8 protein-coding genes are annotated in these 13,392 nt (G+C 47.1%); 7 read left to right on the top strand and 1 reads right to left on the bottom strand.

Going from position 1 to position 13,392, the window contains the following annotated elements; genetic code table 11:
- Positions 1–327: 327 nt before the first annotated feature.
- A complete protein-coding gene (locus FS628_RS04095; RefSeq protein WP_145321380.1) occupies positions 328–2,943 on the top strand; it encodes an adenosylcobalamin-dependent ribonucleoside-diphosphate reductase in 2,616 nt (871 codons plus the stop codon).
- Between the two features lie 83 nt (positions 2,944–3,026).
- Here FS628_RS04095 and catA read toward each other — a convergent pair whose 3' ends face one another.
- Positions 3,027–3,674: a type A chloramphenicol O-acetyltransferase gene (gene catA / locus FS628_RS04090; protein WP_145319241.1), complete on the bottom strand. Its 648-nt coding sequence runs from the start codon at positions 3,672–3,674 to the stop codon at positions 3,027–3,029.
- A 666-nt stretch (positions 3,675–4,340) separates the two neighbouring features.
- Between catA and FS628_RS04085 the strand changes: the two genes are divergently transcribed.
- From FS628_RS04085 to FS628_RS04060, 6 genes are all read left to right on the top strand, one after another.
- Positions 4,341–6,425, top strand: a complete 2,085-nt coding sequence (locus FS628_RS04085; RefSeq protein WP_145319238.1) for an acyltransferase family protein — start codon at positions 4,341–4,343, stop codon at positions 6,423–6,425.
- A gap of 258 nt (positions 6,426–6,683) precedes the next feature.
- Positions 6,684–7,997 carry an extracellular solute-binding protein gene (locus FS628_RS04080; RefSeq protein WP_145319235.1) on the top strand — a complete coding sequence of 438 codons (1,314 nt, stop codon included), beginning with the start codon at positions 6,684–6,686 and terminating at the stop codon, positions 7,995–7,997.
- Between the two features lie 185 nt (positions 7,998–8,182).
- Positions 8,183–9,064, top strand: coding sequence for a carbohydrate ABC transporter permease (locus tag FS628_RS04075; protein ID WP_062833683.1), 882 nt, complete (start codon positions 8,183–8,185; stop codon positions 9,062–9,064).
- Positions 9,065–9,079: 15 nt separating this feature from the next.
- Positions 9,080–9,955, top strand: a complete 876-nt coding sequence (locus FS628_RS04070) for a carbohydrate ABC transporter permease (protein ID WP_145319232.1) — start codon at positions 9,080–9,082, stop codon at positions 9,953–9,955.
- 30 nt (positions 9,956–9,985) lie between these two features.
- Positions 9,986–11,764, top strand: coding sequence for a sensor histidine kinase (locus FS628_RS04065; protein WP_145319229.1), 1,779 nt, complete (start codon positions 9,986–9,988; stop codon positions 11,762–11,764).
- A complete protein-coding gene (locus tag FS628_RS04060) occupies positions 11,761–13,344 on the top strand; it encodes a helix-turn-helix domain-containing protein (RefSeq protein ID WP_145319226.1) in 1,584 nt (527 codons plus the stop codon). The genes FS628_RS04065 and FS628_RS04060 overlap by 4 nt, the downstream gene beginning before the upstream one ends.
- Positions 13,345–13,392: the final 48 nt, after the last annotated feature.

Here is a 13,392-nt window from a genome sequence, read left to right as displayed (position 1 = left end):
AGGGGGAAAACCCGGGGATAGGGTATGCTTTCGATGCAGCTTTCTTTCAGAAAGCTTTTAGGCGAACGCTTCGCTTCTTCAGGTTATTTCTGTCCTCTCCGTTCTTGTGTAAAAAGTTTAGTTGAACCAATGTGAACTACAGTTTATTTACAAGAAGCTTGTCCGAGTATGGGGAGTCTATAAAATAAGGTCTATGATAAAAGTTGCATGGAAAATCAATATATGGTGTATTATACTTAAATTATATCACTATATGTAGTGTTAAATCATAATTTTATTTGTATAGTGAACCATGTAGCTGTTATTCCGGGGAGGTTGAACGTGATGATGAAATCGAACCAACGATCGTACAAATTAGAAGGACTTAGCGAAAAAATATTTCTGGACCGATACGCTTGGAAGGACGCGGACTCGAATCATGCCAAGGTTGGGGATGTTGTATTGGTATTAACGAAGGACGATCCCAAGTTCCCAACCAAGGAAGTGGGTGAAATTATAGAACGTCAGGGTCAGCTTGTACAAGTAAGGACTCGAAGTGGAGAGATCATCGAGACGAACGTAGAGAAATTGACACTCAATATAGAAAAAACACCAGAAGAGATGTGGGACCGTCTTGCCAAAGCGATGGCTTCTGTCGAATCCACAGCGGATCAGCAGGCAACGTGGGAGTCCAAGTTCCGTTCCGTGTTGGAAGACTGGAAATTAGTGCCCGGTGGCCGCATTGCTGCGGGGGCGGGTGCAAGCGATGAGCTGACTCTTTTCAATTGTTATGTCATCCCGTCTCCTCAGGATAGTCGAGGTGGCATCATGAGAACCCTGACCGAGATGACCGAGATTATGGCACGCGGGGGAGGTGTAGGTATTAATCTGTCTTCTTTGCGTCCTCGCCGGGCGATGGTCAAAGGTGTTAATGGATCATCCAGCGGTTCTGTATCCTGGGGTGGCTTGTTCAGTTATACGACCGGATTGATTGAACAGGGCGGAAGTCGCAGGGGTGCACTCATGCTGATGATGAATGACTGGCATCCGGATGTGCTTGATTTTATTACCGTAAAACAAACCATGGGGCAGGTGACGAATGCCAATCTCTCTGTATGTGTGAGCAACGCATTTATGGAGGCTGTCAAGCAGGACGGAGATTGGGATTTGGTTTTCCCCGATACGAATGATCCGGACTATGACAAAGAGTGGAATGGGGATATGCAGCAGTGGAAAGCCGCAGGTCATTCGGTGGTGCACTATCGGACGCTGAAGGCGCGCGAAATCTGGCATACCATTATTGAATCAGCATGGAAGTCAGCAGAGCCCGGTGTTGTGTTCATGGAGTACTATAACCAGATGTCCAATAGCTGGTACTTCAATCCGATCATTTGTACTAATCCTTGCGCGGAACAGGGCTTGCCTGGCTGGGGTGTATGTAATCTGTCAGCGATCAATCTGTCCAAATTCTACGATGAAACGAATCATGATGTGGCATGGGATGAACTGGCGGAAACCACTCGCATCTCGGCGAGGTTCTTGGACAATGTCATCGATGCAACACCTTATCATTTTGAGGAAAACAGACTGAATCAGCAACGTGAACGCCGAGTTGGGCTTGGCACGATGGGACTGGCAGAGCTGATGATTAAGCTGCGTATTCGATACGGCAGCCCGGAATCCCTTGAATTTCTGGATAAACTGTATGGATTCATGGCAAAAGAGGCCTATCTGGCATCGGCTGAGATTGCAGCAGAGAAGGGGGCTTTCCCGGCTTTTGAAGCGGAACCTTATTTACAGAGTGGATTCATGAAAAACATGGTTGCGACCTATCCTGAAGTGGGAGAGGCCATTCGCAAACAAGGCATTCGAAATGTCACACTGATCACACAAGCGCCGACGGGAAGTACAGGTACGATGGTAGGCACCTCGACAGGCATTGAGCCGTATTTCGCCTTCAAGTATTTCCGTCAAAGCCGTCTAGGTTATGATGAACAGTTCGTACCCATTGCACAAGATTGGCTGGATGAGCATCCGGGTGAAACTTTACCAGACTATTATGTGACGGCGATGGATCTCTCGGCTGAGAATCACATCCGGGTACAGGCTGCGATTCAGCAATGGGTGGATAGTTCGATCTCGAAGACGGCCAATTGTCCGGCTGATTTTACGGTGGAGGATACGGCTGAGCTGTACGAACTGGCCTTCGACCTAGGCTGCAAGGGAGTAACGATATACCGCGATGGCAGCAGGGATGTGCAGGTGCTATCCACTTCGAAGAAGGATAGTGCTAAGTCCGAACATGTAGATTCGTCATTAAATATTAACTCGGAGACACTTCCTGATGTATCGGTTAGTGAATTGACGAATAATGCGGAAGTGCAGGCAGGTGTTGAAACATCTGAAGAAAGCCATTCCTCTGCAACAGTGCTCGATAAACAATATAGAAGCCGTCCTCAGGTACTGCGAGGTGCGACATACAAAATCAATACGCCATTCGGTATGGCCTACATCACAATCAATGATCTGGAGGGAACACCAGGTGAGATCTTCCTGAACGTGGGCAAAGCGGGATCGGATGTGTTCGCCATGGCTGAGGCACTCGGTCGAGTATGCTCTCTGTTCCTGCGATACGGAGATCATGGGCACAAGGTTCAACTTCTGATTAAACATCTTAAAGGAATCGGCGGTTCGGGAGCAATTGGATTTGGAGCCAATCGTGTGGAGTCCATTGCAGATGCGGTTGCCAAAGCATTGGAAAGTCATATACAGAGCAATGTGCAGGAGAACGAAACTGGAGCCACACAAGAACAGAATCAAGTGGAGAGCGCATATCCAAAAGTGGAGGATCAGAAAACCTTTATCGAATCGAGAGATTTATGTCCTTCATGCGGCTCGGCATCTCTGATGAATGTGGAAGGATGCAAAACATGCAGTAACTGTGGATATAGTAAGTGTAATTAAATCGTATTTGAAAAAAAAGAAAGAGAAAAGGCATTCCATGACTCCATCATGAAGTCAGGAATGCCTTTTCGTCATTTAGTTAACTAACACCATTCGTGGCAACGATCTGCACGTGATTGCAATTCATTAAATAGAACGCCAGCGTGATAACCGTCGCACACGGCGTGATGTAACTGAATGGACAAGGGAAGATAGACTTTATCATCTTGTTGAACATATTTCCCCATTGTAAAAATGGGCAACAGGTAGGTTCCCTCATTGTAGATATTCAGATTAAATCCTGTAAAGTTCACCCAGGGAATACTGGAAACCGGAAACGTATTCAGTGGTTCATTGGGTTTGGCAGCAAACTGTTTGTGATCTTTGTAATTCTTCATATCTTCCAGATAACGAATATGGAACGTCTCGAAATCTTTATGAAATGCCGTCCAGATCGTTGAGAAACTCTTGTCATCCTCATGAAAAATCGTATAGCTCGGAGACATCTCGTCCCAGTAGCCCAATCTTCCCTCAGCATCAAAACAGGTTCGGAATTCCCTGTGTGCATTGACGACCGTAGAGATCATATGAATAAGAGCTGGATAGAACTTCATGCCTTTAAGCTTGAGTTCGGTGATCAATAGAGTGATATCCAGATTGGCAGTGATGCTGTAGGTACATCTGACCTGATTCAAGTAGTGGTCAAAGTATGGCTTTCGATCCCACTGATCTAACACGATTGCATTAAACATATCGTTATAACCTCCTAAATTTGAATGATTCCTTCATTTAGGAGGTGTATTTCACTGATTTGACCATATCCTATCACATTCCCAGTATCGTATTTTTAGACATTGATTCCTCTCATTATAACATGATACTCATTGTTCCACCTCTAGGGTCCTAGGCAAGAAGAAGCAATTATGAGCAAAACTTTCAATCCGGTCTGACATAGGTTTATAATGGATAGTGGCTGCTGAGCAAGTCGGCAGCCTTTTGCTATGAATTCAATTGTTTCAATGGATGTGTGCGTGGGTATGCTGGTTTGCGCAAGCGTGTCAGGTAATTTTAGCCACTCGATGAAAAGTACTATATTTCACGACAAAATTAGAGTATGATTTTACAGCTGTATGAGCTGGCAGGAAAGGTTACATCGGTTTAAACGTGAACCCACGATGAATATAAAGAATATCGTCATGATTAGAACTTAATGGACAGGCAACACGTCTTCTTTAAGATAATAGAATTTACCCAGAATGTAGCATCATCGGATAGTGCTTCGATCAGAAGCTGTCCTTATGTTGTAAATGAAAGATGGAAGGTGCAATACGTATGTTAATGACAACCAGAACGATCAGGAGTTTCTTTTTGCCCCAAACACCGAAGTTGTTGACTCACAGTAACAAGGAGGGGCATGCATGTCACAATCGTCTAATAACAAACGACATATGAACGGACTGGATGGCTTGCGAGCCATCGCTGTACTTGCGGTAATCGCATATCATCTGAATTTGGATTTTATTCCGGGCGGACTGCTCGGTGTAGGTATATTCTTTGTTCTCTCAGGTTACTTAATTACAGATATTCTCGTGTCACAGTGGCAGGAGCATGGACGCATTTCACTCGGTGATTTCTGGGTAAGGCGAGTAAGACGCCTGCTTCCAGGCATGTTGACCATGACAGCTGTAGTGATGATCTGGCTGGTCTGCACAGATCCATCCCGACTTGCTGCGCTTCGTGGCGATATCGTATCGGGCGTATTATACATAAGCAATTGGTGGTATATCTTTCACAACGTTTCCTATTTCGAAAGTTTTGGCCCGCCATCACCGTTTGGACATTTCTGGTCGCTGGCTGTGGAAGAGCAATTTTATCTCATATGGCCTCTTCTGCTGATCGCAGCAATCGTAGTGTTTAAGAGAAAGGGATGGCTGGTCGTGTTCATTGTCGTTGCAGCTGAATTGTCTGCCGGGGCAATGGCCATCATGTATAATCCGGATCTGGACCCGAGCCGTGTATATTATGGAACAGACACGCGGGCATTTGCCCTGTTAGCAGGTGCTGCTCTTGCTGTGGTGTGGCCTAGTCGCAAGTTGTCGAACTCTCTGCCTGGCATGAACCGACTTGTGCTCGACGTGTCAGGACTCGCTGCACTTGCATGGTTGATCTACATGATGCTGAATAGCAGTGAATATGATCCGTTTCTGTATCAAGGAGGAATGGTGCTTCAGGCCATTGCAACGACGTTACTGGTAGCGGTACTAGCGCATCCTTCGTCTTCCCTGGCCCGCATCATTGGAGCGAAGCCACTACGCTGGATCGGAGAGCGATCCTACGGATTATATCTGTGGCATTATCCCGTTATTATTCTAACCAATCCCGCGGTGGATACGGGAGGAGCGCATCCTGTACGAATTATTTTACAGGTTGCTGCAACGGTTGTGCTGGCTTCATTGTCCCTAAAATATATTGAAAATCCGATTCGGTACAATGGATTCCGTGATTCTTGGTCCCGGTTATGGGGAAGAGGACGACCATCAATCAGCATACGAAACGTATGGTGGAAGCGGGCGGGTCTGTTGATGACGATTCTGCTTTTAACCTATACGGTATCTCAGATGATGGTCTCGCATGCAGCGAATTCTGATTCCCATGCGATGTCGATGTCCAATATATTGAATGGAGAGAATTCCGTAGCGGAGGAACAGGGACAGGATGTTGTACCAGCTACAACAGCAACGTCAGGCTCAGGTCAAACGAACGATTCTCTTCGTCATAAACCGGAACCTGGTCCGAAGCATGATTCGGATAAAAATGAGAAGCCGACAGGAGAGTCTGCTCCAGACTCCAAACCAGGCGATCAGGATACTTCAGTGGATACTGGCAAGGATGATCTTTCTGAAGATAAGCCGGCTGATGACTCCGTGACTTCCGAGAATGATGCTGCGGGAGACGCTGAAGCGAAACCATCCGATAGTACGGATGATATACCTGATGCATCTCAGGAAAATGAAGAAACAGCGCCTCCTGCCCAAGATGGCAAGGTTCATTATTCCATCATTGGAGATTCGGTAATTTTGGATGCAAAACCGTATTTGGAACAAAGTATATCGGGAGTGTACGTGGACGGACATGTCGGCCGTCAGATGTGGGAGGCAGCCGATGTATTGGAAGGCTTGAAGCGAAACAACCAAATGGGCAGCAAAGTGGTGCTGGAGCTTGGGACGAATGGTTCATTTATCTCCAAAAACTTGAACGCTGTGCTTGATTACCTTAAGGATGAGAATCAGGTATATCTAGTTACTGTGCGTGTACCTCGCCCATGGGAGCGAACGGTTAACAGGGCATTGAATGAGGCAGCATCCAGCTACAGCAATGTCTCGTTGATTGATTGGAATAGTGCAAGTGAAGGACATGACGAATATTTTGAAAAAGATGGTGTACATCTTACTACGGAAGGATCGGAAGCTTTTGCAGAACTGGTGAAAAACAGTATCAAATAATATTCAATCCGTATCTAATAAGATTTAGCACTTATTCGTTTGATATATAGCTTGGGTTAAGCCACCCATGGCGGGTACAAGAAAGAGCTCTCATGATGAGAGCTCTTTTTATATGTTGTCAATAATGGTTCAGCAAAGTACGCTCCGGAGAGGGTAACCGATATTTTTCACCCCTGCATCCGTGGATCGTCACCTTACGGTATGATAGCGTTACCATTTACAATAAGTGTATTCAAATCGCCGAGGGGGATTATAGAGATGTTGAAAAAATGGCTTTCGGGTTTCCTGGCAATAGCGTTGTTCTCCATTATTCTTGCTGGCTGTGCTGGCGGGGACACTTCAGAAGGAGGCAGCGGCAATGACAAAGTAACCGTCACACTTTGGCACAACTGGACCGGACAGGATGCGAAGGCGGTTGCGATGCGCAAAATTATTGAAGATTTTCGGGCGGCGCATCCAGATATTGAAGTTGTGGATGAAGGCTTGCCAACAGATGGTCTCAAAACCAGGCTTCGCACGGTGGCAGCTGCCAACGAGATGCCAGACCTGTTCGTGATGTGGCCGGATGCCATGACCAAGGAATTTGTGAAAGGTGACCTGTTACAGCCCATTAATGCAGAGCTGGACGCGAAGCCGGAGTGGAAAGACAACTTTATCCCGAATGCACTGGATGGATACACTGTGGACGGGAATATCTACTCCGTGCCGATGAATCTGGCGCCAAGTTCCTTCATTTATTACAATGAAGCTCTTTTCAAACAGTACAATGTGAAAGTGCCTGAGACGTGGGCGGAATTAGAACAGGCAATTGCTACATTTAATCAAAATAAAGTCATTCCCATGGCACTTGGCAACAAGGCTAACTGGGTAGCTCAATCAACGATATTCAGTACATTGGCTGATCGGATTACCGGCACAGACTGGTTCCTGAAAGCGGCAGCACAAGAGGGTGCAAGCTTTACCGATCCAAAATTTATTGAAGCCCTGAACAAGATGCAGGAGCTAGGCAACACCAAAGCATTCCAGGATGGATTCAACAGTATCGATGAGACGCAGATGATGCAGCTATATTTCCAAGGTAAGGCAGCGATGGTCATGAACGGCGGATGGGCCTTGGCAAATCTGGTGAACAATGCACCTGAAGAGGTATTGAACAACACGCATATTACGATTCTTCCTCCAGTGGACGGAGGTCAGGGTGAACCAAGAACAACATCCGGTGTTGTGGGAACCGGGTTGGGTGTAAGTAAGAAGCTGAGCGGTGCACAAAAAGAGGCAGCGATGGAGTTGTTCTACGCACTGGCAGGACCTGACGGTCAGAAGGCCACATTGGATAGCAGTACATTGGTGAGTTACAAGATTGATCTGGACAAAACCAAGGCACATCCATTGTTCGTTGAATTATATGATCTGATGCAGGAAGTGAAGATCACGCCAGTATACGATTCCAAGCTGGGATCGGCAACGGTTGAGGTAATTAATAATGCGTTGCAAGAGTTGCTTATGGGCGGTAAGGCCGAAGACATTGCGGCTAAGATTCAGGCGGCTCAAGCCAATGCCGTTAGTCAGTAACGATTCGTCGAACTAGACAGCGATTACGATTGTACAGCTTGACGATGAAGAACCAATGAACTTATCACATCACATATTAGCTGGTTATCCGTTAGAACCCCTTCCCGGCAGGGGAGGGGTTTTAAGTATGGATGAGATAGTCAGTTGCAAGTTGAGAAAGGCATTCAAGGAGGGGAAGTGAACAGATGAACGCACTGCGAAGTCGGCGTTTTATTATGCTGGGGCTGGCCCCGGCAGTCATCATTTATGCATTGTTTGTATTTGTACCGGTCGTGTGGTCAGCGTACTACGGTTTCTTCAATTGGTCCGGCATTGGGGCATCCAAATATATTGGTGTGGATAATTACATTGAGATCTGGCATGATCCTGTATTTTGGCGGGCACTGAAAAATAACGTTATCTTCGTGCTGGCATCTGTATTTGGACAAATTCCGTTAGCGCTGATGTTGGCGGTCATATTACACAAAAGTAATCCATTGCAGCGGTTTCTGCGTTCAGCGGTATTTCTGCCGATGGTGTTATCCACTGTCGTTATCGGAATGATCTGGCAGTATATCTATCATCCACAGATCGGGATATTGAACTTTCTGCTGGATGCACTGGGGCTGGAGAGTTGGAAGCTGCAATGGCTGTCCGATGACAAGATTGCAATTTTCTCATTGGTACCGCCGTTGCTCTGGAGCTTTGTCGGGTTGTATCTGATTATATTCATCTCGGCGCTGCAGAATATTCCCGGTGAGATTCATGATGCTGCCAAAATAGACGGTGCTTCAGGAATCCGGAAGCTGGTATCGGTCTCTTTACCCATGATCTGGGGAACAGTTCAGGTTGCCATCATTCTATGTATTTCGGGTAGCCTCAAATCATTCGATCTGGTCTACATCATGACCAAGGGTGGTCCGGCGCATGCCACAGAACTACTCGCTACGTATATGTACAATTCCACGTTTACCACATACCGTTATGGCTTCGGAAGTGCCATCTCGACAACCATCGTACTGATCTCGTTACTGCTGATCGGAACAAGCCAATGGGTAACCAGTCGCAAACGAAAAGAGAACCATTAGAGAGGGGGAGCTATAATGCGCGTGACACCTGTATCCATGCCATCACCACGAAGTGGCTCGGGTCATCCGATTCGACGTCTTCGCAGCGGAATTGTTTGGACGCTGCTGACGGTCTATGGTATTTTAACATTGTATCCGTTCTACTGGCTCGTGATTAGTGCGTTCAAAACGAATGAAGATTTCTATAGCAGGCCTTTCGGACTGCCGGAAAACTGGAACGTAGCCAATTTCAGCAATGCATGGGAAAGCTCCAAGCTAGGGACCGCTTTTAGCAATTCACTCATTGTATCAGTTGGATCATTAATTCTGACGCTGTTTATTGCAGCGCTGGCTTCATTCATCCTGGCCCGCTTCCAGTTTCGCTGGAAAGGGTTGATCATGACTTTCTTTGTTGTAGGCATGCTCATACCGATCCATAGTACACTTGTCCCTTTATTTATTTTGATGAAACAGATGTCATTGCTGAATACGTACTGGGCATTAATCTTACCGTATACGGCCTTTGCATTACCTACGGCTATTTTCGTGCTTACTGCCTATTTAACAAGTGTTCCACGTGACATTGAAGAGGCGGCTTTTATTGATGGAACAGGCCTGTGGGGGCTGTTTACCCGAATCATGCTGCCGATGTCCGTCCCTGCGTTGTCCACGGTTACGATCCTGAGTTTCCTGCATGCGTGGAATGACTTTTCATTTGCGCTTGTGTTCATCAACAAAACCGGATTGAAAACGTTACCGCTGGCGATTGCGAACTTTGCGGATGGATATCAGACGGATTACGGATTAACGCTTGCTGCCATGACCCTGTCGGTCATCCCAACCATTATTCTGTATCTTATATTCCAGGAACAGGTTATGAAAGGCATGACCGCAGGAGCTGTCAAAGGGTAAGCGAGAGCGCATCCAGAGGAGGAGAAACGTTTGGCACGCTGGCTCACATCTTCGTTACAAAGGAAGCTATCCGTCGTTGTGACGGCTTCAATGATTGTGCCTTTGCTGGCCTTGGGCCTGTTCGCCTTTCTGATCTCTTCCCGCATCACAGAGCAAAAAACAAAGCTGTCCGGCATGGATACGCTGAAACAGGTAGAAGCCAATCTTCGTTATATGTTGCAGGATGCCGAGAATCTCTCCATTTTCCTGATTGGAGAACGGGACATCCAGCAGTATCTTAGCCACAATGAAGATCATGAGCTGGACCGGGTGGATATTCTGGGCAGGATGACCAATCTGGCGGCTTCCAAGAAATATATTGCGAACATCGCCATATATCCAAGTCGATTCGATGCCACATTGTCTACGGCTACCTGGTATGAATCCAATAATTCAAGCTTATCTTATCCACCGGTACCGAGCGGAGAAGCAGTGAAAAAATGGACGGGGGTATATCCGGTCCAGAATTATGCGGGTATACAAAATGTGATCACATTGGTTCGACCGATCCGCAGTATCCATGATTATCGACCCATCGGCTGGCTGGCGATCAGTCTGGATGAGAAGGCCATATCCAAGGGATGGGCTGCTCTGGGATTAGGCAGAGGGCAGGGCAGACTGGAACTCATCGGCAGTTCGGGAGAGATCTTGTCTTCCATGGACAAATCCCGGCTTGGACTTAAGCTGGAGCAGGTCGAACCAGGAGTCACAACGTTAATTCAGGGTGGCGGTAACGGAACAACCACATATGGCAGTGGTGAGGATAAACGGACGTTGCTCTATTATCCAGAAGAGCTGACCGGTTGGACGTTGGTTGGAACAGTTCCTTATGACCAGTACAAGTCGGAGAATCGGTATATCCTTATTCTAACCGGGTGTGCCGTTGCGATGTCTGCTGTAATTAGTGCTGGATTGGTCTGGTTTACGGTGCGGCGTGTAACGAGGCCGCTTCGTGTGCTTACCCGGCATCTGTCTCGAATTGATCCGGAACGCCCGCTTCCTTTGTTTCGGTCTGAAAGTGATGACGAGATCGGCAGGCTTGGGGAGAGTTACAATCTGCTCGGTGCACATATTCAGTTGTTGAAGGAAGAGGTTATTCGTGGTGAAGCCCGCAAAAAAGAAGCGGATCTTCGAGTGCTTCAGGCGCAGATTAACCCGCACTTTCTCTATAACACGCTCTCTTCGATTCACTGGATTGCCTTAATGTCTGAAGAGAAGAGAATCGCGGATATGGTGGAGGGCTTGAGTGATTTTCTGCGTATCAGCTTGAACAATGGTCAGGATTACTGCCCTGTAGAACAGGAGATTGCTCATATTCGTCATTATGTGCGTGTGCAGTCGATTCGTTTCCCGGATCAATTTGTCTTGCATTATATCGTAGATCCGGCATTAGAGCAGCTTATGATGCTGAAATTGCTCCTGCAACCGCTCGTTGAGAATGCCATGATTCACGGTATTCAGCCCAAAGCGGCTATGGGAACCATCACCATTATGATTCGCAAGGATCCAGAGAATGAACAGATGAATGTGCTGGTGCTGGATGATGGTGTCGGCATGGAGCCGAGCAAGCTGGAGCAATTAAGGATAAGCATTGTTCAGACGGGAAAACAGACGGAAAAGCAACTAACCCAAGGCGGTTATGGGCTCTGTAATGTGAACGAGAGACTGCTGCTTCATTATGGACCGGAAGCGCAGCTCGAAGTGGATAGCAGGGTTGGTGGCGGTACACGCATTTCGTTTTCCATTCCAATCTTGGAGGGAGCGCCATGAGACTATTAATTGTTGATGATGAAGTCATTATTCGGACAGGACTTGCCAGTGTAATCGCATGGCATGAACTTGGGATTGAATTACTTCAACCTGCTGCCTCGGCAGAGGAGGCGTTAATGCGCATGGCGGAGGAACGTCCACATATCCTGATGACGGATATCCGGATGACAGGCAGATCTGGTCTGGAACTGGCAGAAGAGGGACTGCGATTGCTACCTGAGCTGGAGGTTATTATTTTATCTGGATACGATGACTTTTCTTATGCACAGCAGGCGATTCGCCAAGGTGTTACCGATTATTTGCTCAAAACAAGCAAGCCGGAGGAGATTATCAAGACCGTGTTACAGGCCAAACAGCGAATAACAGAACGTTGGGCAGAGAAGTCCAGAGAGGGACAGCTCTTGCGGGAGAATCGGGAGCGGTTATTTGCCGGATGGATTATTGATGGTGATATCTCTTCTGGTCCTTGTCCATCGTTCTTGCAGTCTAGTGTACAGAAGGAAGCGGTCAATGGTTTGAATGATGAACAGATTCTCAGACAAGTCATGGTTCTACGAGCAGAGGGCTGGGATCGTTCTTCGGATGCACTATTACGATTTGCGGTGCAAAACACACTGGAGGATCTGCTGCCAGGAGCCATTGCGCATGTAGAGAAGCAGCAAATTATCTGTGTTGTCTCATGGCCGCTGGTGGAACAGGAATATCCATTCAGGCTGGAGAGTGCATTACGTCGGGTGGAGCAATTATTAAAGTGCACCTTGCGTGCAGCAATAGGTCTGCCAGTTCATAGATCTGCAGATCTGCACGAGAGCTATAGAACCGCTTCAGCGGCATTCCGATATCGGAGTTTGATTGATTATAAAATATGGCATTATGAGCACATTCAGGACCGTCAAGGTGGCAAAACCGTACTTACGCAAGAAGAGGAGACCGTACTCGGCACATTGCTGCTGGATAATGATTCGGTCACGTTAACGACATGGACACGAGAACTTGTGGCCAATCTTATAGCAGAACCGGAAGTCACACCAGAATCGTTCGGTGCCTGTCTGCAATCTGCCGTTATTGCAGGTCATCGCTGGCTGACTCGTACGATGCGAGCTATAGGACGTGAAGAATCCGCAAGGCTGGAACCCTGGTTGCCGGAACCGGATGCAGATGCTGTGGAACTTGGGGATATGCTGTTCCATCATCTGTATGGTGTGATGCATGCCTATCATAGTCGCATGGGTCAGGGGCAGGCTGCACATGTGCAAAAGGCGATAGGTTATATTGAGTCTTCATTGGCTCAGGATATTAATTTGCAGCAGGTAGCTGGACATGTTCATTTGCATCCAGGCCACCTCAGTGAGTTATTTAAAAAAGAAATGGGTGTGACTTTCGGTGATTTTGTCACCGACACGCGTATACGAAGAGCAATGGATATGCTGGCGGTGTCTCCAGCGAAGGTCAGTGAGGTCGCTGCCATCAGTGGCTACGAAGACGTGAAATATTTTAGCAGGCTGTTCAAAAAACATACGGGCAAGACCCCGAGTGAATATCGCGAGGAGGCAATGTCGTTCAAGCCTTCAGGAAGTTAAAGTGAGCAGATTACGAAGCATGTTATGTATTTCTGCAAACGTTTTCGA

Source organism: Paenibacillus xylanexedens (assembly GCF_007676705.1).
GTDB lineage: Bacteria > Bacillota > Bacilli > Paenibacillales > Paenibacillaceae > Paenibacillus > Paenibacillus xylanexedens_C.
Note: the sequence above shows the minus strand (reverse complement) of the source record. Positions and strands in the feature narration are given on the sequence as shown.

Coding starts and splice junctions, on each gene's coding strand:
- FS628_RS04095 (WP_145321380.1), top strand. CDS start 328: ATGAAATCGAACCAACGATCGTACAAATTAGAAGGACTTAGCGAAAAA.
- catA (WP_145319241.1), bottom strand. CDS start 3,674: ATGTTTAATGCAATCGTGTTAGATCAGTGGGATCGAAAGCCATACTTT.
- FS628_RS04085 (WP_145319238.1), top strand. CDS start 4,341: ATGTCACAATCGTCTAATAACAAACGACATATGAACGGACTGGATGGC.
- FS628_RS04080 (WP_145319235.1), top strand. CDS start 6,684: ATGTTGAAAAAATGGCTTTCGGGTTTCCTGGCAATAGCGTTGTTCTCC.
- FS628_RS04075 (WP_062833683.1), top strand. CDS start 8,183: ATGAACGCACTGCGAAGTCGGCGTTTTATTATGCTGGGGCTGGCCCCG.
- FS628_RS04070 (WP_145319232.1), top strand. CDS start 9,080: ATGCGCGTGACACCTGTATCCATGCCATCACCACGAAGTGGCTCGGGT.
- FS628_RS04060 (WP_145319226.1), top strand. CDS start 11,761: ATGAGACTATTAATTGTTGATGATGAAGTCATTATTCGGACAGGACTT.